Here is a 20,005-nt window from a genome sequence, read left to right on the forward strand (position 1 = left end):
GGGTACTCCATTCGAACGCGGACGCGCGGCCTCGCTCCCCCACCCCCCCCTCCCCGCTGGGGAGGGGAGATTCGCTGGCCCTAGTGGTCCGCGGCCCCCGCCGCGCCGATGCCGGTTTCGGCACGGACGCGCTGCGCCGGATAGCCCGCCCGGTCGACCGCCGCGCGCCCGCTCTTGTCGGCGAGCGAGACCAGCCAGATCGTCAGGAAGGCCGCGGTCATCGAGAAGATCGTCGGCGAACTGTACGGGAAGGGTGCGCCTTCATACCCCAGCACCGCCTCCCATATCGCCGGCGACAATATCGTCAGGACCAGCGCCAGCGTCACCCCGACGAAGCCGCCGATCACGACGCCGCGCGTCGTGCAGCCCTTCCACAAGAGCGACATCACCAGCACCGGGAAATTGCCCGACGCCGCGAGCGCAAAGGCCAGGCTGACCATGAAGGCGACATTCTGCTTCTCGAACGCGATGCCGAGGACGATCGCGATCAGCGCGAGTACCGGCACGGTATAGCGCGACACCCTGAGCTCGTCGGCCGAATTGGCCTCACCCTTCTTCACCACCGACGCATAGATGTCGTGCGACACCGCCGAGGCGCCCGACAAGGTCAGCCCCGCGACCACCGCGAGGATCGTCGCAAAGGCGACCGCGCTGACGATGCCGAGGAAGATGTCGCCGCCGATCGCCGTCGCGAGGTGGATCGCCGCCATGTTCCCGCCGCCCTTCAGTGTGCCGTCGGGCATCAGATAATCGGGGTTCGACGCGACGAAGGTGATCGCACCGAAACCGATGATGAAGGTCAGGATATAGAAATAGCCGATCCACCCGGTCGCCCACAGCACCGACTTGCGCGCTTCCTTCGCATCGGGAACGGTGAAGAAGCGCATCAATATGTGCGGCAGGCCCGCGGTCCCGAACATCAGCGCCATGCCGAAGCTGATCGCCGACAAGGGGTCCTTGATGAACCCGCCCGGCCCCATGATCGACAGGCCTTTCGCGGCCGCCTCCTCGGGCGCCGCCCCGCCCGCCGCCGCGATGCCGGTCTTGATCTCGACCGCCTTGGCGAACAAGGCCTCGGGCGAGAAGCCGAAGTTCCACAGCACCGCAAAGGCCATGAAGCTCGCACAGCCGAGCAGCAGCACCGCCTTGATGATCTGCACCCAGGTCGTCGCGACCATCCCGCCGAAGAGGACGTAACAGGTCATCAGCGCGCCGACGATCAGCACGGCATAGGTGTAGGGCAGCCCGAACAGCAATTTGATCAGCTGCCCCGCGCCGACCATCTGCGCGATCAGGTAGAAGAGCACCACCGCAAGCGTGCTGAACGCCGCGAACAGCCGCACCGGGGTCTGCGCGAAGCGGAAGCTCGCGACGTCGGCGAAGGTGTAGCGCCCGAGGTTGCGCAGTCGCTCGGCGAGCAGGAAGAGCAGGATCGGCCAGCCGACGAGGAAGCCCGTCGAATAGATCAGCCCGTCGTAACCGTCGGCAAAAATCTGCGCCGAAATGCCGAGGAAGGAAGCCGCCGACATATAGTCGCCCGCGATCGCGAGCCCGTTCTGGAAGCCGGTGATGCCGCCGCCCGCGGTGTAGAAATCGGAGGCGCTGCGCACGCGCCCCGCCGCCCAGCGCGTGATGCCGAGCGTCGCCAGCACGAAGGCGCTGAACATCAGGATCGCGGGCCAGTTCGCCGCCTGCTGCTCGGTCTGGCCGGTCAGCGCATCGGCGGCGGCAACCGCGGGCCAGCCGAGCGCCAGCACGATCAGCGCGGTGCGGGTGATCGGAAAGCGGCTCATGCGCCATGATCCTTGCGCAAGGCGTCGAGGTCGCGGTCGAAGACCTTGTTCGCGCGGCGGACATAGACGGCAGTGAGCACGATGCCCGCGACGATCACGCCGAGCCCCAGCGGAATGCCGAGCGAAGTCACGCCCGACCCGAGCGGCCGCGCCAGGATATGCGGCTCGAAGGCGATCAGCAGGATATAGCCGAAATAAATGGCGAGCATCAGGATCGTCAGCCGCCAGCCGAAGCGCGAGCGGCGCGTCACCAGTCTTTGATAACGCTCGTCAGCCTCGATCGCGTGTACGTGCCCCGCCGTCTTGTCCTGCGACCCATCTTCTTGTTCCAAGGCGCCTCTCCCTGCTTTGGAACGCCTCTATGCGGGGAGTGCGTCGCAAACCCAAGCGCTTAATCGGGCCGCCATTCCGAAGCGAGCAAACCGCCATCGCCGAACAGCGCCTGCATCGCATCGGGGCCCGCCACCGCAGCCTGCAACCTGTCGGCGAGCGGGTCGTCGACCGGGTGCTCCCCACCGCGCAGGAAAGCGATCCACGCATCGACCGCCGCCTCGAGCGACGCACAGCGCGCCCCGCGCTGCTGGTGCCAGGCGAGCGTTTCGAGCCAGCGCTGCGGGATCTTCTGGCTGCCGTCCATCGCGATCTGGATCAGCCGGTGGTGCAGCGCCGGATTGGCGAAACGTTCGAGCAAGGCATCGGCATAGGCGGACAGGTCCTGCCCCGGCGCAGCGTCGATCGTCGGCGCGGCCTCTTCGCGCATCAGCCGCTCGATGACCGGGCGGATCGCGGGATCGGCGATCGCCTGGTGCACATACTCGTGCCCCTTCCCCAGCCCGATATAGGCGAGCGCCGAATGCGCGCCGTTGAGCATGCGCAGCTTCGCGGTCTCATAGGGCGCGACGTCGCTCACCAGTTCGGCGCCGACGGCTTCCCAGCGCGGGCGCGAGCCGGCAAAATCATCCTCGATCACCCACTGGCTGAAGCCCTCGGTGACCACCGCGCCCTCGTCGCGCACGCCGAGTTCGCTCTCGATCGCGGCGCGGTCGGCGTCGGTCGTCGCGGGGACGATGCGGTCGATCATCGTCGCGGGGCAGCGGCACTCGGCGTCGAACCAGTCGGCGATATCGCCATGCTCGGCCGCAAGATATTCGCGCATCAGCCGGCGCAGCACCGCGCCATTGTTCGCCAGATTGTCGCAGCTGAGCAAGGTCAGCCCGGGCAGCCCGGCCTTATGCCGCGCCGCGAGCGCGGCGCCGACAAAGCGATAGAGGCTCGACGGCCCCTTCGCCGCCGCGAGATCGAGCGCGCCATCGGCGGCGCGCAAATAGCCCTTCTCGGTCACGGTGAAGCTCACGATATGCGTCGAGGGCGCCGCGATGACATCGATCACCGCCTGCGCATCCTGGGACGCGACGAGCACCCGCTGCACCGCGCCGATCACGCGCAGGCTGCTGCCCGCCACGCTGCGCGTCGCGACGGTGTAGAGCCCGCCCTGCGGATTAAGCTGCGCGGCGACATCGCCCGAGCGCAGCGACACGCCCACGATGCCCCAGCCCGCTTCGCCCGCGCCCATCGCATCGTCGGTGTAGACCGCCTGATGCGAGCGGTGGAACGCGCCGATGCCGATATGCACGATGCCCGCGGCTTGGGCTGAGCGGTCGTAGGCCGGGCGCCCGACCGACGCGGGCAGGACGGTTTCGGGCGACAGTCTCACAGCTTGTACGCGGCCTTGGCGAGATTATAGCTGAGGTCGGCCGCGAGTTCGGCCGCCTCCCATTCCTCCATCCGGTGCTCGGCGACGAGCTGCGCGAGGAAGCCGCAGTCGATGCGCCGCGCGACGTCGTGCCGCGCCGGGATCGACAGGAAGGCGCGTGTGTCGTCGTTGAAGCCGACGGTGTTATAGAAACCCGCAGTCTCGGTGACCTGATTGCGGAAGCGCCGCATCCCTTCGGGGCTGTCGTGGAACCACCAGGCGGGGCCCAGCTTCAGCGCCGGATAATGACCCGCCAGCGGCGCCAATTCCCTCGCGTAGCTCGTCTCGTCGAGCGTGAAGAGGATGATCGTCAGCCCCGCCTCATTGCCATATTTGCCGAGCAACGGGCGCAGCGCGTGGACATAGTCGGTGCTTGTCGGGATATCGGCGCCCTTGTCGCGGCCATATTGGTCGAACAGCCACGGGTTATGATTGCGGAACGCACCGGGGTGGATCTGCATGACGAGGCCGTCGTCGAGGCTCATCCCCGCCATGACGGTCAGCATATGCGCGCGGAACAGCTCGGCATCGGCGGCGCTGACCTGATCGCCGGTGATGCGCGCGAAGAGCGCCTCGGCCTCGGCGGCCGTCAGGTCGGCGGTCGCCGCGGTCGGGTGGCCATGGTCGGTCGAGGTCGCGCCCATCTCGGCGAAGAAGGCGCGGCGCTTGCGATGCGCGGCGAGATAGCCCGCGTAGGACAAGGCATCCTCGCCCGACAGCTCGGACAGGCGCTGGAGGTTGCTGCGGAAACCCTCGAACTCGGGGTCGACCACCGGGTCGGGACGATAGGCGGTGATCACCCGCCCGCCCCACTCGCCGCTGGCATTGGCGGCGCGGATCACGGCATGATGCTTGAGCGTATCGATCGGGCTCTCGGTCGTCGCGATCACCTCGATCCGGTAGCGGTCGAACAAGGCGCGCGGCCGGAAAGCGTCGGTCGCTAGCTTTTCGGTGATCAGGTCATAGTATAGGTCCGAGGTTGCCGCCTCGAACTGCACGTCGATCCCGAAGGCTTCGGCAAAGACCCAATCCATCCACATCCGCGACGGCGTGCCGCGGAAGAGATGGTAGTTCTGCGCGAACAGCCGCCAGCTCTCGCGCGGATCCGCCGCCTTGTTGCGGATGCCGAGCGCGTCGAGCGGCACACCCTGCGAATAGAGCATGCGAAAGACATAATGGTCGGGGTGCAGCAGCAGTTCGGCGGCATTGCCGAAGGCCGCATTGCCCGCGAACCAGCTGGGGTCGGTGTGCCCGTGCGGGCTGATGATCGGCAGTTCCGCGACCTCGGCATAGAGCCGCCGCGCGATGTCGCGCTGCGTAGGGTCGGATGGGAAGAGCCGGTCGGGATTGAGGGAGAGCGGGCGCGTCATGACGGTTTCGGTTCGCTTTCGACGGTTACGGGGGTCAGCCGCGGGCTGAGCAAGTGGATCGCGAGCACCGCGAGGAAATAGACGGTCGTGCAGACCGCGAAGATGACGGTGTAATTGCCGTTCGTCGCGTCGAGCACGAGGCCGGTCGACTTGGCCATGATCATCCCGCCGATGCCGCCGGCAAAGCCGCCGAGGCCGATCACCGAGCCGACCGCGCGCTTGGGGAACATGTCGGGCGGGATCGACAGGATCGTCGACGAAAAGGCCTGATGCCCCGCGAGCGCGATACCGATCAGCACCACCGCGAGCCACATATTGTCGAGCCCGGTGACGAACAGCAAGGGCAGCACGCAGCAGCCCGCGCCGAGCATCGTGACCTTGCGTGCAAAATTGACGCTATGCCCCTGCTGGATCAGCTTCGACGACACCCAGCCGCCGAGAATGCTGCCGACGTCGGACAAGAGGTACATGATGATCATCGGCAGCAGCACGACCTTCAGGTCGACATCATAGGTCGAGCTGAAATATTTGGGCAGCCAGAAGAGCATCAGGAACCACACGGGATCGGTCAGGAACTTGCCGATCGCAAAGGCCCAGGCCTCGCGCTTGGTGACGATCTTGCTCCAGCCGATGCGTTCGATCTTTTCGGGCGGGTCGTGCTCGATCCACGCGAGTTCGGCCTCGCTCACCTTCCCGCTCTCGCGCGGGTTGCTGTAGAGCCACAGCCAGAGCAGCAGCAGCACGGCGCCGAAGGCCCCGGTGTAGATGAAGGTCTCGCGCCAGTCGAAGCCCAGCACGCGCATGAACAAGGCGATCGTCGGTGCGGTCAGGATCACGCCGATCGTCGTCGCGCTGTTGACCCAGCCGATCGCATAGGCGCGTTCCTTTTGCGGGAACCATTCGCTCGACGCGCGGACGACCGACGGGAAATGCCCCGCCTCGCCGACGCCGAGGATGACGCGCGCCATCATGAAGGAGATCACCGACGAGGCGAAACCGTGCGCGACATGGCCGACGGTCCAGATGCTGATCGCGATCGCATAGCCGACCTTCGGCCCGAAGCGGTCGATCAGCCAGCCCATCAACAGGAAGCCCATCGCATAAGCCGCCTGGAAGGCGGTGACGATGTTGCCATAGTCGTTCTCGCTCCAGCCGAGCTCGGTGCCGAGCGTCGGCGCGAGCAGGCCGAGCATGGTGCGGTCGATATAATTGACCGTCGTCGCCGCAAAGAGCAGCGCGACGATCATCCAGCGATACCGCCCCGAGCGTGGCACCGGCGCCGCCGCACCTCCGTCCGCGATTGCCTGTGCCATGTATCTCTCTCCCGTGGTGAGCTTTAGTAGCCCGTAATCGAACAGCCGACGCGGATTTTTCCGTCGAATAGCGCCTCGCCCCACTGGCCGGGGCGAATCTCGTGAATACCGGTGATCGCGCCCGCCGACACCCAGGTGCCGGGCGGGATCGCGATGCCGCGCGCGCGCAGCGTGCGGATCAGGAACAAGGCCGATCCGAAGGGCCCGTCGAGCATCGCTTCCATCGTCGCGGCGCCGACGCGCGCGCCGTCGATGAAGAATTCGACCGGCATGCGGATCAGGTCGGCGCTCCGCCAGTCGGGGATGACCGGCCCGAGCACCAGCCCCTTGTTGTTGCCATAGTCCGACGCGGTGACCGCGGGGCCGTGGCGGTTGATCGCCGGGAAGGGCGAGCTCGCGATCTCGATCCCGGTGCGCACCTCGTCGATGCAGCCGCGCACCGTGTCGATATCATAATCGCCCTCGCCGACCTCGCCGAAGCGCAGCAGCACCTCGGCCTCGGCGGCGCCGAAGCCCGCGGCATAGACGGGCATTGCGGGCTCGACGCCGTTGCTGCCGTCGAAAATCTCGTCGGTGAAGATCGGGCCCGCGAGGCGATTGTCGCCATATTGGTCGACCAGGTCGGCGGCGATGCGCCCGACTTTCCAGCCGCCGATGCGGCGCCCGTCGAGCGCGATCGCGCGGTCCTGGATCGCATAGGCCTCGACCATCGTCTGCGGCATGACGCCGGGATAGGCGGTAAGCGGTGTCTTTTCCGCGCGCGCCGCGATGAACGCCCGGGCGACATTCTCTTGTTCGTTCAATGCCGACATCTTTGTCATTTCCCTCTTCCGGAAAATCCTGTAAGAGACACCGGTGTCAAAAGCAAGCGCTTAGCCGTCAAGCCCGGTTGATTTTATGGCGGAGTGCGCTCACTAGGAAATGGCATGCCGGACCAACCGGGCATGCACAGGAAAAGTCGAAACTTCATGGCGCCACGCACGAGGGAAAAAAGCGGCAAGCAACCGACGATCAACGACGTCGCGGCGCTGGCCGGTGTGTCGAAAAAAACGGTCAGCCGGGTCATCAACCGCTCCGAATTCATTACCGACAAGACGCGCCAGGCGGTCGAGCAGGCGATCAAGATGCTCGGCTTCGTGCCCAACCCCCAGGCGCGCGCGCTGGCATTTCGCCGCAACTTCCTGATCGCGCTGCTCCACGACAATCCCAACGCGCAGACGGTGCTCAATTTCCAGCAGGGCGTGCTCGACGCGATCAAGGACAGCGACCTCGCGCTGCTCGTCCGCCCCGTCGATCGCGGGTCGGACCGGCTGCTCGACGACGTCCGCACCTTCCTCGAAAAGCAGCGCCCGATCGGCGCGCTGCTGCTGCCGCCGATTTCGGAGAATGACGAACTCGCCGCGCTGTGCGAGGAACTCGGCGTCCGCTACGTCCGCGTCGGGTCGGCGCCGCTTGACGACGTCCGCCACTGCGTCTCGTCGAACGACCGCGAAGTCGTCGCCGAGGCGGTGGGCAAGCTCGTCGAACTCGGGCATCGCCGCATCGGCTTCGTGCGCGGCCCGGTCGGTTTCCGCTCGGCCGCCGAGCGCGAAAAGGGGTTCCATGAAGCGCTGACCACCGCCGGGCTGGCGCTCCCCGACGAACTCTTCGCGCCGGGCAATTATCGCTACACCGCCGGGATCGATGCGGGCGAGGCCTTGCTGTCGCTCGCCGAGCCGCCGACCGCGATCTTCTGTTCGAACGACGAGATGGCGGCGGGGGTGATGAGCGTCGCGCATGGCAAGGGCATCGCGGTGCCGACAGACCTCTCGATCATCGGTTTCGACGACAGCCCGACCGCGACGCACATCTGGCCCGCGCTCAGCACGGTGCGCTGGCCGATCCGCGAGATGGGCATGCGCGCCGCGCGCGCGCTGGTGCCCGACTTCCTCGACATCAACACGCGCGCGGCCGACGAGGAGTCGCACGTCCTGCCCTCGACCTTCGTCGAGCGCCAGTCGGTGGCGGCGGCGAAACGATGAGCGAAACCGTCTCCCTCGCCCCGCCGATGACACCGGTAGCGGCGCTGCGCATCCACGCCGGCGACAATGTCGCGACCTGCCTCGCCGATGCCGGAGCGGGCGACCGGATCGAGGTCGACGGCGCCGCGATCATGCTCAGCGACGCGGTCGGCCGCGGCCATAAATTCGCCCTCGCCCCGATCGCGCGCGGCGAGCGGGTGATCAAATATGGCTTCGAAATCGGCCGCGCGACCGCCGACATCGCGGTCGGCGCGCACGTCCACAGCCACAATCTCGCGACCGCGCTCAGCGGCGAAGGCGACTATCGCTACACGGAGCACGAAGCCACGGACGCCGCGCCCGCCCCCGCCCCGCGCAGCTTCGCCGGCTATCGCCGCGCCGACGGCCGCGTCGGCACGCGCAACGAGATCTGGATCCTGCCCACCGTCGGCTGCGTCGGCAATCTCGCCGCGCGCGTCGCGCGGATCGCGGGCGAGCGCCACGCCGGGCGCATCGACGGCGTCCACGCCTTCAAGCACCCCTTCGGCTGCTCGCAGCTCGGCGACGACCTCGGCCATACGCGCGGGCTGCTCGCCGCGCTCGCGCAGCATCCCAACGCCGGCGGCGTGCTGATCGTCGGGCTCGGCTGCGAAAGCAACCAGCTCGCGCCGCTGCTCGAAGGCGTCGCGCCCGAACGCCGCGGCCATATCCGCACCTTGTCGGCGCAGGCGGTCGAGGACGATGTCGAGGCCTGCGTGGCGCTGGTCGACGAGCTGGTCGAGGCCTGCGCCGGTATAGAACGCACGCCGGTGCCGCTGTCGGAACTGACGCTCGGCGTCAAATGCGGCGGGTCGGACGGCCTCTCGGGCCTCACCGCCAACCCGCTCGTCGGGCGCATGGCCGATGCCGTCGCGGCGGCGGGCGGCAAGGTGATCCTCACCGAAATCCCCGAGATTTTCGGCGCCGAACAGATGCTGATGGACCGCGCGGTCTCGCGCGCAGTGTTCGACGAGACGGCCCGGCTGGTGAACGACTTCAAGCAATATTTCATCCGCAACGGCGAGCCCGTCAGCGAAAACCCCTCCCCCGGCAACATCGCCGGCGGGATCACCACGCTCGAGGAAAAGTCGCTCGGCGCGGTGCAGAAGGGCGGCCAGGCGCCGCTCGTCGACGTCCAGCGCTACGGCGGCGAGGCGGCGCTGCCCGGCCTCACCCTGCTCGAGGCGCCGGGCAACGACGCGGTGTCGTCGACCGCGCTCACCGCCGCGGGCGCCACGGTGATCCTCTTCACCACCGGCCGCGGCACCCCGCTCGGCTTTCCGGCGCCGACGCTGAAGATCGCATCGAACAGCGGGCTCGCTTCGCGCAAGTCGGGCTGGATCGATTTCGACGCCGGGCAGGTGCTCAGCGAAGGCTTCGACGCCGCGTCGGATGCGCTGCTCGACCTCATCGCCGCGACCGCCTCGGGCGCCGAAACGCGCGCCGAGGCCAATGAGGAACGCGAGATCGCGATCTGGAAGTCGGGCGTGACGCTTTAGGGCCACCGCTGCGTACGGAATAGTTTCGCGCAAAGACGCAAAGACACGAAGAGGTAGGCACCAAGCATCGGCGCCTCGCCCTCCTTCGCGCGAAGCGCTTTCAAAGGCCGCCTGCGGCGGCAACAGACTTCGAAACCTGAGGCGACTTCTTTGTGCCTTTGCGTCTTTGCGCGAAACAAAAACGCTACACCAGAGCCTCGAACCGGAAATCGCGAAACCGCGCCTCCCCTTCCCCTGCCGAATACAAGCCCGGCCGAAGCATCAGGAAGCCGCCGCGCACATTATGGTGGTACCCCGAAACCTCCATGCCGCGGTCGAAGCGCACCCATGTCTTACCACCGTCGCCGCTGGTGTCGTAGGTGACGATGTGCCGGTCGTTGGTCACGCGCATCCGCATCTGCCGCCCGTGCGGATTGACCGGCCGCGCGCGCTCGATGCCATATTGGTGCGTCACGAAGCGCTCGCCGTCGAAGCCGAGGCCGCAATAAAGCCGGTCGTCGTAGAAGAGGATCAGCCCCGCGGTGCCGCCCGGCGCGATCTCGATGTCGCATTCGAAGCGATACGCCTGGTCGCCCGCGATCAGCAGCAAGGGCGAGGAATCCGACGGCGCCTTGCCGCGCGCCTTCAGCACCAGCGCCCCGCCCTCGACGCGCGCGCGCGCCGTCTCGTCGGGTGCGGGCTTGAAGAAATTCCATTTGGCCCCGAGCGCCAGCGCCTTGAAATCGTCGGACAGCGCCATGCCGTGCGGCCCGGCGATGCTGCCGCCTTTGGGCTTGGCGATCGGTGCCGACAAATCGCCGCCCTTCATCCGGAACCAGCCGTCGGCGGTCCATTCGATCGGGTCGAGCAAAGCCTGCCGCCCCAATGTCCAATAGCCGTTCTCATAGCCGTGATAGACGCTCCACCAGTCGCCCGCGGGCCCCTCGACCAAGGTTGCATGGCCGCGCGACCACCATTTCTCGCCCGCCGACTTGGTGTGGACGAGCGGGTTCGCGGGGCAATTTTCCCACGGGCCGTGGATCGACTTCGAGCGCGCCGCGATCACCATATGCCCCGTCGGCGGCCCCGCCGTCCCGCCGACCGCGGTGATCATGTAATGATAGTCGCCATGGCGCGTGATCTTCGGCCCCTCGGGCGCGAAACCCTCGACCACCCAGTCCGATGGATAACGCCAGGGATCGTAGACATGCTCGGGCTCGCCGATGCGCGACAGCCCGTCGTCGGACAAGCGCACGCGGTCGCCGCCCGACAGGAACAGCCAGCGCGATCCGTCCTCGCCCACCGCATGGCCGGGGTCGATATGGTTGGGCAGCTTCAGATCGACGGGATCGCTCCACGGCCCCTCGATCCGGTCGGCCCAGATCACCCAACTGGTGTTCGGCGCCTTGGTGGGGATGTACAGGAAATAGCGCCCGCCGTGCTTGCACAGCTCGGGCGCCCAGACCGAGCCGATATTCCGGTGCAGCGCGGGCCCGATCGGGCGCCAGTTCACCAGGTCGCGCGAATGCCAGATGACCAGCCCCGGATAGCTCTCGAAGGTCGAGAAGGTCATATAATAATCGGCGCCGTCCTTCAGGATCGACGGATCGGGATGGTCGCCCGCCATGATCGGGTTGAGGAAGCGCCCGTCGCCGAGGTCGGGGACGCGCTGCCCGTCGAAACCCCGCGCCCAGGGCGGCGCGGCCTGTCCGGGCGCCGCCGCCGCGGCGAGCGCGGCGGGCGCCGAAAGCCCCGACAGCCCCGCCCCGAACAGCCCCGTCCCCGCCAGTTTCAACAGCGCGCGCCGATCGGTCACTTGTCTCTCCTCCAAAAAGAAAGGCCCGGCCCCCGCAAGCGCAGGCCGGGCCTCACCGGGACTAACCCATCGCGTCAGATCTTGACGCGCGCACCGAACAATATGGTGCGGCCGAAATGGTTATTCTCGTAATTGCGCCGCGTCGCGGCATCGGTGAAACGATAGCGATATTCGTCGGTCAGGTTGATGCCCTCGACCGAGAGGTCGATATTCTCGGTGATCGAATAGCGCACCGACGCATCGACGTTGATCGTCGAGCCATAGCCTTCGAAGACATTGCCCGTCGCGCTCGTGGCGTCGTTGAAGGCGCTACGATAGCTCATCGACACGCGCGCGCTGAACTTGCTGTCTTCATAATAGAGCGTTCCGTTGAACGCCTTTTTCGACAGGTTGAACAGGGTGCTGTTGCTTACCGAGCCGGGGTTCGGCCCGCCCGGCACCACCGCCGGCCCGGCGACGTTGTAGTCGGCGCTCGAGTCGACATAGGTGAAGTTGGCGATGCCGCCGAAGTTCGACAGGAAACCCGGCAGGAACTTGAACGGCGCCTGCACCGAGACCTCGATGCCCTTCAGCTTCGCCCCCTCGCCGTTGCCGATCGAGGTGATCGTCCACAGCTGGCCCTCGGGGTTGATCGAGCCCGGGCTGCTCGGCGGGATCACCGACAGCGGCAGGCCGGTCGACGCAAAGGTTCCGCTGGTCGTCGTGGCGACCGGGAAGCTTGCGATATCCTTCTTGAACAGCGCGACCGAGAAGATCGACTGCGGCGCGAAATACCATTCGAAAGCCAGGTCGTACGACGTCGCGCGGAACGGATCGAGGAAGGGATTGCCATAGTTGATGCGATAGTTGAACCCGTCGACCGAGCCGCCCGGGGTCAGGTTGCCCAGCGTCGGCCGCGTCACGACATCGGCGACCGCGGCGCGGATGATGAAATCGTCGTGCGGGAAGAGCGCGAGGTTCATCGACGGCAGCCAGTCCTCGTATTTGCGCCCGACCGTCACCGCCGTCCCGCTGTTGAGGCCCGCCGACGTCTGGTCGGTGTGGACATAGCGCACGCCGGCGTTGAGCGCGTACCGCAGCCCGGCGAGCTCGCCCTTGGCGTCGAACTGCAGATAGCCGCCCGTCACCTCTTCGCGCACCGCGCGGTTATTGCCCGCGTCGAGCGCGGGGGTACGGCCGTAGAGATTGGTGAAGGCCGTCGTCGCGTCGAGGTTGGCGACCAGCCATTCGGTGGTCGTACCCGCGGGCTGCCCCGCCCTGCCGAGCGTGAACATTTCCGCCAGCGCCGGGGTGACCGCGAAGCCATAGACCGCGTTCGGGCCGAAGGCCGAGCTCGGCGAGCAGTTGAGCGTGCCGAGCACGCGGTCGACCCCGCCATTGCCGCACACCACCGTGTCGCGGGTGAAGGCGATGCTGCTGAAGTCGAAGCGGCGATAGACGCCGCCCGCCTTGACCGTGAAGCCGTCGGTCACGTCCCATTCGGTGCGCAGCTGCGCGGTGCGGAACTTGTTCACCACCTCCGAGGGACGGTCGCGGATTTCGGCGAGCTGGAAGTTCGCGGGATCGGTGACGCTGGTGCCGAAGGTCAGCACCGGCCGCGCCATGTCGCTATAGTCGTAGCGATAGTCCTGCGCATCGCGGTCGTCGAACACGATCGTCGTTTCGAGCGGGATCGACGCGGTCGATTTCGACATGCCGCCCAGCAGCGTGAAGCGGAAGCTGTCGCTGACATCCTGATCCCAGGTCGCGCCGAACTGATAGAATTCGGTCTTCGCCTTGCGCAGATAATGTTCGGTGCGCACCCAGGCGTCGTCGAGCGTCGCCGAGATCAGGTTGTTGTCGCCGTCGATTTCATAATCGCTGACGTTGATCGACCGCTCGTTGCTGCGCAGCAGCACTTCGGCCCAGCGCTCGCGGCGCTGGTGCTTGAAGCTCGAATAGAGCCCGTCGAGCGAGATCTTGGTTGCGTCGGTCGGCGCGAACTGGATCGACCCGGTGATGCCCAGCCTTTTCTTGTCGTGCGCGATTTCGCCGTAGCGCGGGATGCGCGGGTGGAAGGCGAGCGCAACCTCGTTGCACGCGGCGCTCGGGACATAGGTGCCGCCCGAATTGGCGGTGGTCCAGCAGGGCGTGCCGTCGACCGAATCGAAGCGCGCCTGCGCCCAGCGCACGCTGTTGTTGCCGAGTTCGAGCGTCTTCTGGTCCGAATAGGCGGCCGAGACGGCGACGCCCAAGGTGCCGGCATCGTTCACCCAGCTCAGCAGGCCGGCGACGCGCGGGCCGACCTTTTCGGACAGGTCGTTATAGCTGCCCTGCGCCGACAGCGCGGCGGTGAAGCCGCTCTTGCCCGCGAGCGGATTGCCGGTGTTGAGGTCGACCACCGCGCCGAGCGAGCCCTCGTCGAGCGAGGCTTCGGCGGTCTTGTGCACGACGATCGAGCTGAACAATTCGGAGGCGAAGACGTTGAAGTCGAAAGCGCGGTCGCGGTTCGCCGAGGCGCCGTCGGTCGAGGTCGCGACCGTCTCCATGCCATTGACGCGCACGCGGGTGAATTGCGAGCCGAGCCCGCGCACGGTGATCGCGCGCCCTTCGCCGCCGTCGCGCTGGATCGTGATGCCGGGGATGCGCTGCAGCGATTCGGCGAGATTCTGGTCGGGGAATTTGGCGATGTCCTCGGCGACGATCGCGTCGACCGAAGAGACCGAGTCGCGCTTGACGTCGAGCGCCTTGTCGAGCGAGGCGCGGAAGCCGGTGACGACGATTTCGTCCTCGGCGGCGACCTCGTCGGCGGGCGCCGCGGCGTCGGCCGCGTCCTGCGCCCGAGCCGGCGACACCGCCAGCACCGCGAGCGAAACCCCGCACGCCAATCTCGCCAGATTGCGGACGCCCTGCATTGCGTGAATAGCCATCAAATTCCTCCCTTTGACCAGGGCCATTCGCGCTCGTTGACACAAATGACACCGGTTACTTTGCCTGACAAACGAAAGCGGTGCGCCGGTTTGCCGAATGATTTTCGAGAGGGGTGCAATGCCGCCGCATGTCTGCGGCGGGCCATCCATTGACCTCTCCCCGTCGATATTTTCTCGTTGACCGGTTGGGGTAACCGGTGTCAGGAAGATTGAAGGATATGGACAGAGCTGTCAATACCCCAATGAAAAGGAGAGACGGATGCTGAAAAAGCTGTGGCTTGCGGCGCTTTTGATCGCCCCGGCCCTGCCCATGAGCGGCGCGCTCGCCGCCGAGTCGGCCCCCCTCGCCTTCCCGGGCGCGGTCGGCCCCGCGGCGCATACCGTCGGCGGCCGCGGGGGGGAAATCCTGCGCGTGACAACGCTCGCGCCCGACGGTCCGGGATCGCTGAAGGCGGCGATCGAGACGCCGGGCCCGCGCATCATCGTGTTCGAGGTCGGCGGCGTGATCGACATGGGGCGCCAGGGGATCGAGATCAAACATCCCTTCCTGACCATCGCCGGCCAGACCGCCCCCGGCCCCGGCATCACGCTGATCCGCACCGGCATCGACGTGAAGACCCACGACGTCGTGATCCGCCACCTGCGCGTCTTCACCGGGGTCGACGGCCAGCCCAAGCGCAGCGGGTGGGAGGCCGACACTTTCTCGACCGTCGCCGCGCACAATGTCATCGTCGACCATTGCACGCTCATGTGGGGGATCGACGAGAATATGTCGGCGTCGGGCCCGCGCTTCACGGGCCAGAGCGTCGAGGACTGGCGCGCGGGCACCAGCCGCAACATCACCTTTTCGAACAATCTCGCCGCCGAGGGGCTCGCCGACGCGAGCCACCCCAAGGGCGAGCACAGCAAGGGATCGCTGATCCACGACAATGCGACGGGCATCGTCTTCTACCGCAACCTCTGGGCCCACAATGTCGAGCGCAACCCGCTGATCAAGGGCGGCGGGCAGGCGCTGATGATCAACAACCTGATCTACAATCCGCAGCACCGCGCGGTGCACTACAACCTGATGGCGCTCGAATGGGTCGGCCACGACTATGTCACCGGCCAGATCACCGCGGTCGGCAATGTCATGCGCGGCGGCAACGACACCGACGCGCGGCTGCCCTTCCTGATGCTCGGCGGCGACGGCGACCTCGAATATTATGGCAAGGACAATCTGGCGGTCGACCGCCACGGCGAAGCGCTGCCCGAATTCGGCCGCTACGGCGAGACGCGCGCGCAGCTCATCCGCGCCAAGGCGCCGCTCGCGCCATTGGGTGGGTACAAGATCCTGCCGGTACGCGACGTCGAGACCTCGGTGCTCGCGACGGCGGGCGCGCGGCCCTGGGCGCGCGATGCCCAAGAGATTCGCGTGCTCTTCTTCGTCGCCGAAGGCCGCGGCGAAGTGATCGACGACGAGAAGGAAGTCAGCGGCTATCCGAAGGCCGGGCCGCCGGTCCGCGCGCCCTTCGTCGAGGCCGAATGGGACCTCGCGACCATGGAGCCCAGATCGGGTCTCTATCCCGGCCAGACCGCGCCGATGCCGCAGGAAGTGCTTTCGCCGCGCGACCGCGCGTCGCGGGCGCAATGACGATGCTCCTCGCCGCGCTGCTCGCCGCGGGCGCCCCAGCGATGGTCGTGATCGACGAGGCCGAGACGGTGCGCGAGGAAGCCCCGCCGCACGGCGCGATCGGGATGTCGACCGCGTACCGGATCAGCGACGCCATCCCCGCGCCGCGCAGCTTCGAATTCCGCAAGCGCGCGCTGCATGTGGGCGCGGCGATCGGTATCCACCCGATCGACCATGACGAGATTTACTACGTCCTGTCGGGCACCGGCGTCGTCCATTCGGACGGCGAGGAAAAGGAACTCCGCAAAGGCACCGCCGCCTGGCTCTACAAGGGCGCGAAGGTCGGCATCCGCCAGACCGGTGACGCCCCGCTGGTGCTGATCATCGCCTATCCCAACAAGCCGGCGGAGTAGCGCGATGACACTCGACCGCCGCGCAGTTCTGGCAGCCGGGCTGGCTCTGCCGCTGGCGGGCGCTGCGGCCGCGCAGGCAAAGGCGCCATGGACGCGCCCCGCCGGCATCGCGCCCGACGCGAGCATCCCCCTCTGGCCCGAAGGCCATCTCGGCATTCCGCCCGGCCTGGCCGAGAGCATCGTCCAGCGCAGCGACGATCCGCAGGCCAGCGACCGCATGCTGCAGGGCATCACCCACCCGCGTCTCGACATCTTCCGCCCGGCCAGGCCCAATGGCGCCGCGGTGATCCTCGCCCCCGGCGGCGGCTATCGCTATGTCGTCATCGACAAGGAAGGTTATGAGCTCGCGCGCTGGCTCAAGGACCGCGGCGTCACAGCCTATGTCCTTTTCTACCGCCTGCCCGGCGACGGCTGGGCCGATCGTTCGAACGTCCCGCTCGCCGACGCGCAGCGCGCGGTGCGCTTGGTACGCAGCCGCGCAAGCCTAGACGGCGTCGACCCCGCGCGCGTCGCCTTCGGCGGCTTTTCCGCGGGCGGCCATGTCGCGACCAGCCTGCTGACCCGCTTCGACGCCAGGGCCTATGCGCCGCTCGACGCCGCCGACGCGCTGTCGGCACGCCCCGACGCCCTCGCCGCCATCTACCCGGTGGTGTCGATGGATCCCGCCATCGCCCACGCGGTCAGCCGCGAGAAATTGCTCGGCACGGCCCCCGACGCCGCCAGCGAGGCGCTCCATTCGCCCGAACACCAGGTCCGTCCCGACATGCCGCCGCTCTTCCTGCTCCACGCCGAGGACGACGAGGTCGTGAAGGTCGAGAACAGCCTCCGCCTCCACGAAGCCACGCGAGCGATCGGCACGCATTGCGAGGCGCATTATTTCGCCGAAGGCGGACACGGCTTCGGGCTGATGAAGACCGCGGGGCTGCCCGTCGCGATCTGGCCAGAACTGCTATGGAACTGGCTCGGCGCCAGGAAGATCGTCTAGCTGCCCGGCTGGATATAGGGCACGCGCGCGAACAGCTCGCGCTCCCACGCGCGCGGATTATCCTCGACGCGCGCATAGGCGTCGAAGATCATCGTCCGCCGTTTCTTGAGATCATAGGCCGCCCAGCCCGGATTGCCCGTCTTCGCAAAGCGCGTGAAGGCCGTCACCATCGCCATGCTCACCTGGTGCTTGCACGTCGACTGGTCCGGCCCGGTGCCGAACACCAGCGCGATATCGTCGGCGTGCTTCGCGTCCATATAGTCGAGCTGGTAGACATAGGCCGGCGCCCCCGCCCGCGCGCGCGCCTCGGCCTCCTCGACCTGCCCGCGCCAACTGCGCGCCGCGGTGACGATGCGGTGGAACAGCTCGAGCGGCTGCGCGCCCGGATAACGCGCACGGAATTGCGCCACGACCCACATGGGATCGATATCGACCCGCATCTCGGGCCCGATCCGCCCCGCGAGATTGTCGTAAGTGAGCCCGCCCAGCTGCTTGCCGTCGGCGGCGTAGAAGGCGCGCGTCTCCATCACCGTATTGCCCAGCATCATCGGGATGCCCAGCGACTGCGGCGCGGGATCGGGCCAGAAGGGGTGGCGCGTCAGATTTTTCATGTCGAGCACCGGCCCCATATACACATTGCCGCCGATGATCGGATCGCTCGCCGACAGCGCCGCGACGAGATCACCGACCGGCGCGGTCGCGGGATCGACGCCCTTGCCCAGCTTGTCGACGAACACCGAGGCGCGCTTGGCCGCGTTGAGCGGGCCCGAGGCAGTGACCTGCTGCCCGCTCATCGTGATCGCCTTGTGGAACAGCCCCGCCGCCTCGGGCATCGCCATCAGCGTCGCGATCTTCGCCCCGCCCCCCGACTGGCCAAACAATGTGACGTTGGCGGGATTGCCACCGAAGGCGGCGATATTGCGCTGCACCCATCGGAGCGCGACGATCAGGTCGAGCTGCCCGGCGTTGCCGCTGTCGGGGAAGCGCTCGGGCAGGTAGAGATAGCCGAGCGCGTTGAGCCGGTGATTGACCGTTACCACCACGACATCGCCGCGCATCGCCAACAGCGCGCCGTCGTTGAGCGGGTCGGTGACGCTGCCCGACGAATAGGCCCCGCCATGGAAATAGACCATCACCGCGCGCGGCTTCTTCGCGGCGGTCGTCGGCACCCAGACGTTGAGGAACAGGCAGTCCTCGGACTGCGGCTGGTAGCGATCGCCGGCCTGCGGACAGGCGGGGCCGAACTGTCCCTGCTCGGCAAAGGGCTGTTCGGCGGCGGTCACCGGCACCGGGGCGCGAAAGCGTTCGGCGCGCGCATAACGAATGCCAAGGTAGGTGGCCGCCCACAGCGGCTCATTCTCCTTGCGCGGCTTGCTGCGATAGATGCCGTCGGCTGCGGCGACGGCCGCATTACCGGCCTGCGCCCACGACGGGGCGGCGTATGACAGCAAGACCAGACCCGCCGCTCCTTCGAGCAGCTTGCGACGACCAATCGGCTCAGCGCCGGACATCGAGCCCTCCCCCGTGAAACGCGTCGATATCCGCCTGGCTAAAGCGGCTCGCGTCTCCGGGCAAGCTGTGTTTGAGGCAGGTCAGCGCGAGGCCGCTGGCGGCCATCGCGCGCGCATCGCCGCCGCCGAGATGCGCGTGGAGCACCCCCGCGGCAAAAGCATCGCCCGCGCCGATCCGGTCGACGATGCCGGTGACGTCGACCTCGTCGGTCTGGTGCGAGCCCTCGCGCAGATCGATCCGCGCCGCGATGCGATGATGGTCGGCCGACACCGTATGCCGCGCGGTCGAGGCGATCAGCTTGAGATCGGGGAAGGCCGAAAAGCCCGCCTCGGCGGCCTCGCGCCGACGGTCCTCGCCCTCGCCGCTGAAGTCGCGGCCCAGCACCAGCGACAGGTCGCGGTGGTTGCCGAACAGGATGTCGGCGAGCCCGATCAGTTCGGAGAGCACCGCGCGCGGATCGCTGTCCCACGCCTCCCAAAGCATCGCGCGGTAATTGCCGTCGAAGCTCACCGGCACGCCGCGCCGTTTCGCCGCGCGCGCCGCCGCCAGCGCCGCCTCGGCCGAGCGCGGCCCGAGCGCGGGGGTGATGCCCGACAGGTGGAGCAGCCGCGCGCCGCCCAGCAGCGCGTCGAAATCATAATCCTCGGGCCCGGTCGCCGCGAAGCTCGATCCGGCGCGGTCGTAGACGATCTCGGACGCGCGCAACCCCGCACCGACGCTCAGGAAATAGAGCCCCATGCGCCCCGGATAAGGCGTGGCGGCGGTGCAATCGACGCCCGCGCCGCGCACCGCCGCCACCGCTCCGCGACCCAGAGCGTTCGAAGGAATCTTGCTGACCATCGCGCAATCATGGCCGAGATGCGCGAGCCCGATCGCGACATTCGCCTCGGCGCCGCCGACGTGGAGCGACAGCGCGGGCGACTGCATCAGCAATTCGTTGCCCGGCGCGGTCAGGCGGATCAGCAATTCGCCGAAAAAGACGAGTCTACCCTCTGCCATCCCCACTCCATTC

General features: G+C 67.4%; 15 protein-coding genes. 5 read left to right on the plus strand and 10 right to left on the minus strand.

Features of this window, described 5'->3' with window-relative positions; genetic code table 11:
* Positions 1–80: 80 nt before the first annotated feature.
* From ATE62_RS03720 to ATE62_RS03745, 6 genes are read right to left on the minus strand one after another with little or no spacing between them, the layout of a single operon-like run.
* Positions 81–1,793, minus strand: a complete 1,713-nt coding sequence (locus tag ATE62_RS03720) for a cation acetate symporter (protein ID WP_058810541.1) — start codon at positions 1,791–1,793, stop codon at positions 81–83.
* Positions 1,790–2,125 (minus strand): DUF485 domain-containing protein, encoded by a 336-nt coding sequence (locus ATE62_RS03725; RefSeq protein WP_331458567.1) that lies wholly within the window; start codon positions 2,123–2,125, stop codon positions 1,790–1,792. The genes ATE62_RS03720 and ATE62_RS03725 overlap by 4 nt, the downstream gene beginning before the upstream one ends.
* Positions 2,126–2,184: 59 nt before the next feature.
* Positions 2,185–3,507 carry a mannitol dehydrogenase family protein gene (locus ATE62_RS03730; RefSeq protein ID WP_058810540.1) on the minus strand — a complete coding sequence of 441 codons (1,323 nt, stop codon included), beginning with the start codon at positions 3,505–3,507 and terminating at the stop codon, positions 2,185–2,187.
* On the minus strand, positions 3,504–4,916 hold the full coding sequence (uxaC, locus tag ATE62_RS03735) for a glucuronate isomerase (RefSeq protein WP_058810539.1): 1,413 nt from the start codon (positions 4,914–4,916) through the stop codon (positions 3,504–3,506). The genes ATE62_RS03730 and uxaC overlap by 4 nt, the downstream gene beginning before the upstream one ends.
* On the minus strand, positions 4,913–6,229 hold the full coding sequence (locus ATE62_RS03740; protein ID WP_058810538.1) for an MFS transporter: 1,317 nt from the start codon (positions 6,227–6,229) through the stop codon (positions 4,913–4,915). Before ATE62_RS03740 ends, uxaC begins: the two co-directional genes overlap by 4 nt.
* 23 nt (positions 6,230–6,252) lie before the next feature.
* Positions 6,253–7,041, minus strand: a complete 789-nt coding sequence (locus tag ATE62_RS03745; protein WP_058810544.1) for a 2-keto-4-pentenoate hydratase — start codon at positions 7,039–7,041, stop codon at positions 6,253–6,255.
* 156 nt (positions 7,042–7,197) lie between these two features.
* Between ATE62_RS03745 and ATE62_RS03750 the strand changes: the two genes are divergently transcribed.
* Positions 7,198–8,250 carry a LacI family DNA-binding transcriptional regulator gene (locus ATE62_RS03750; RefSeq protein WP_058810537.1) on the plus strand — a complete coding sequence of 351 codons (1,053 nt, stop codon included), beginning with the start codon at positions 7,198–7,200 and terminating at the stop codon, positions 8,248–8,250.
* A complete protein-coding gene (locus ATE62_RS03755; RefSeq protein WP_082662580.1) occupies positions 8,247–9,767 on the plus strand; it encodes a UxaA family hydrolase in 1,521 nt (506 codons plus the stop codon). The genes ATE62_RS03750 and ATE62_RS03755 overlap by 4 nt, the downstream gene beginning before the upstream one ends.
* Positions 9,768–9,951: 184 nt before the next feature.
* Here the strand turns inward: ATE62_RS03755 and ATE62_RS03760 are convergent, their stop codons facing one another.
* Complete coding sequence (locus ATE62_RS03760; RefSeq protein ID WP_058818425.1) at positions 9,952–11,562, minus strand: family 43 glycosylhydrolase; 1,611 nt, start codon at positions 11,560–11,562, stop codon at positions 9,952–9,954.
* A 74-nt stretch (positions 11,563–11,636) separates the two neighbouring features.
* A complete protein-coding gene (locus ATE62_RS03765) occupies positions 11,637–14,471 on the minus strand; it encodes a TonB-dependent receptor (protein ID WP_058807051.1) in 2,835 nt (944 codons plus the stop codon).
* Between the two features lie 259 nt (positions 14,472–14,730).
* Here ATE62_RS03765 and ATE62_RS03770 point away from each other — a divergent pair, with 259 nt between their 5' ends.
* Genes ATE62_RS03770 through ATE62_RS03780 form a run of 3 tightly spaced genes read left to right on the plus strand, consistent with a single transcriptional unit; the run spans position 14,731 to position 17,481 of the window.
* On the plus strand, positions 14,731–16,104 hold the full coding sequence (locus tag ATE62_RS03770) for a pectate lyase family protein (RefSeq protein ID WP_058807050.1): 1,374 nt from the start codon (positions 14,731–14,733) through the stop codon (positions 16,102–16,104).
* Positions 16,101–16,496, plus strand: a complete 396-nt coding sequence (locus ATE62_RS03775) for a cupin domain-containing protein (protein WP_082662581.1) — start codon at positions 16,101–16,103, stop codon at positions 16,494–16,496. The genes ATE62_RS03770 and ATE62_RS03775 overlap by 4 nt, the downstream gene beginning before the upstream one ends.
* 4 nt (positions 16,497–16,500) lie before the next feature.
* Complete coding sequence (locus tag ATE62_RS03780; RefSeq protein WP_058807049.1) at positions 16,501–17,481, plus strand: alpha/beta hydrolase; 981 nt, start codon at positions 16,501–16,503, stop codon at positions 17,479–17,481.
* Here the strand turns inward: ATE62_RS03780 and ATE62_RS03785 are convergent.
* Together ATE62_RS03785 and ATE62_RS03790 are read right to left on the minus strand one after the other, a co-directional pair.
* Entirely contained in the window at positions 17,478–18,992 is a 1,515-nt protein-coding gene (locus ATE62_RS03785) for a carboxylesterase/lipase family protein (protein WP_058807048.1), read from the minus strand. The genes ATE62_RS03780 and ATE62_RS03785 overlap by 4 nt on opposite strands.
* Positions 18,979–19,992: a sugar kinase gene (locus ATE62_RS03790; RefSeq protein WP_058807068.1), complete on the minus strand. Its 1,014-nt coding sequence runs from the start codon at positions 19,990–19,992 to the stop codon at positions 18,979–18,981. The genes ATE62_RS03785 and ATE62_RS03790 overlap by 14 nt, the downstream gene beginning before the upstream one ends.
* Positions 19,993–20,005 lie beyond the last annotated feature (13 nt).

It is taken from the genome of Sphingopyxis sp. HIX (assembly GCF_001468285.1).
GTDB lineage: Bacteria > Pseudomonadota > Alphaproteobacteria > Sphingomonadales > Sphingomonadaceae > Sphingopyxis.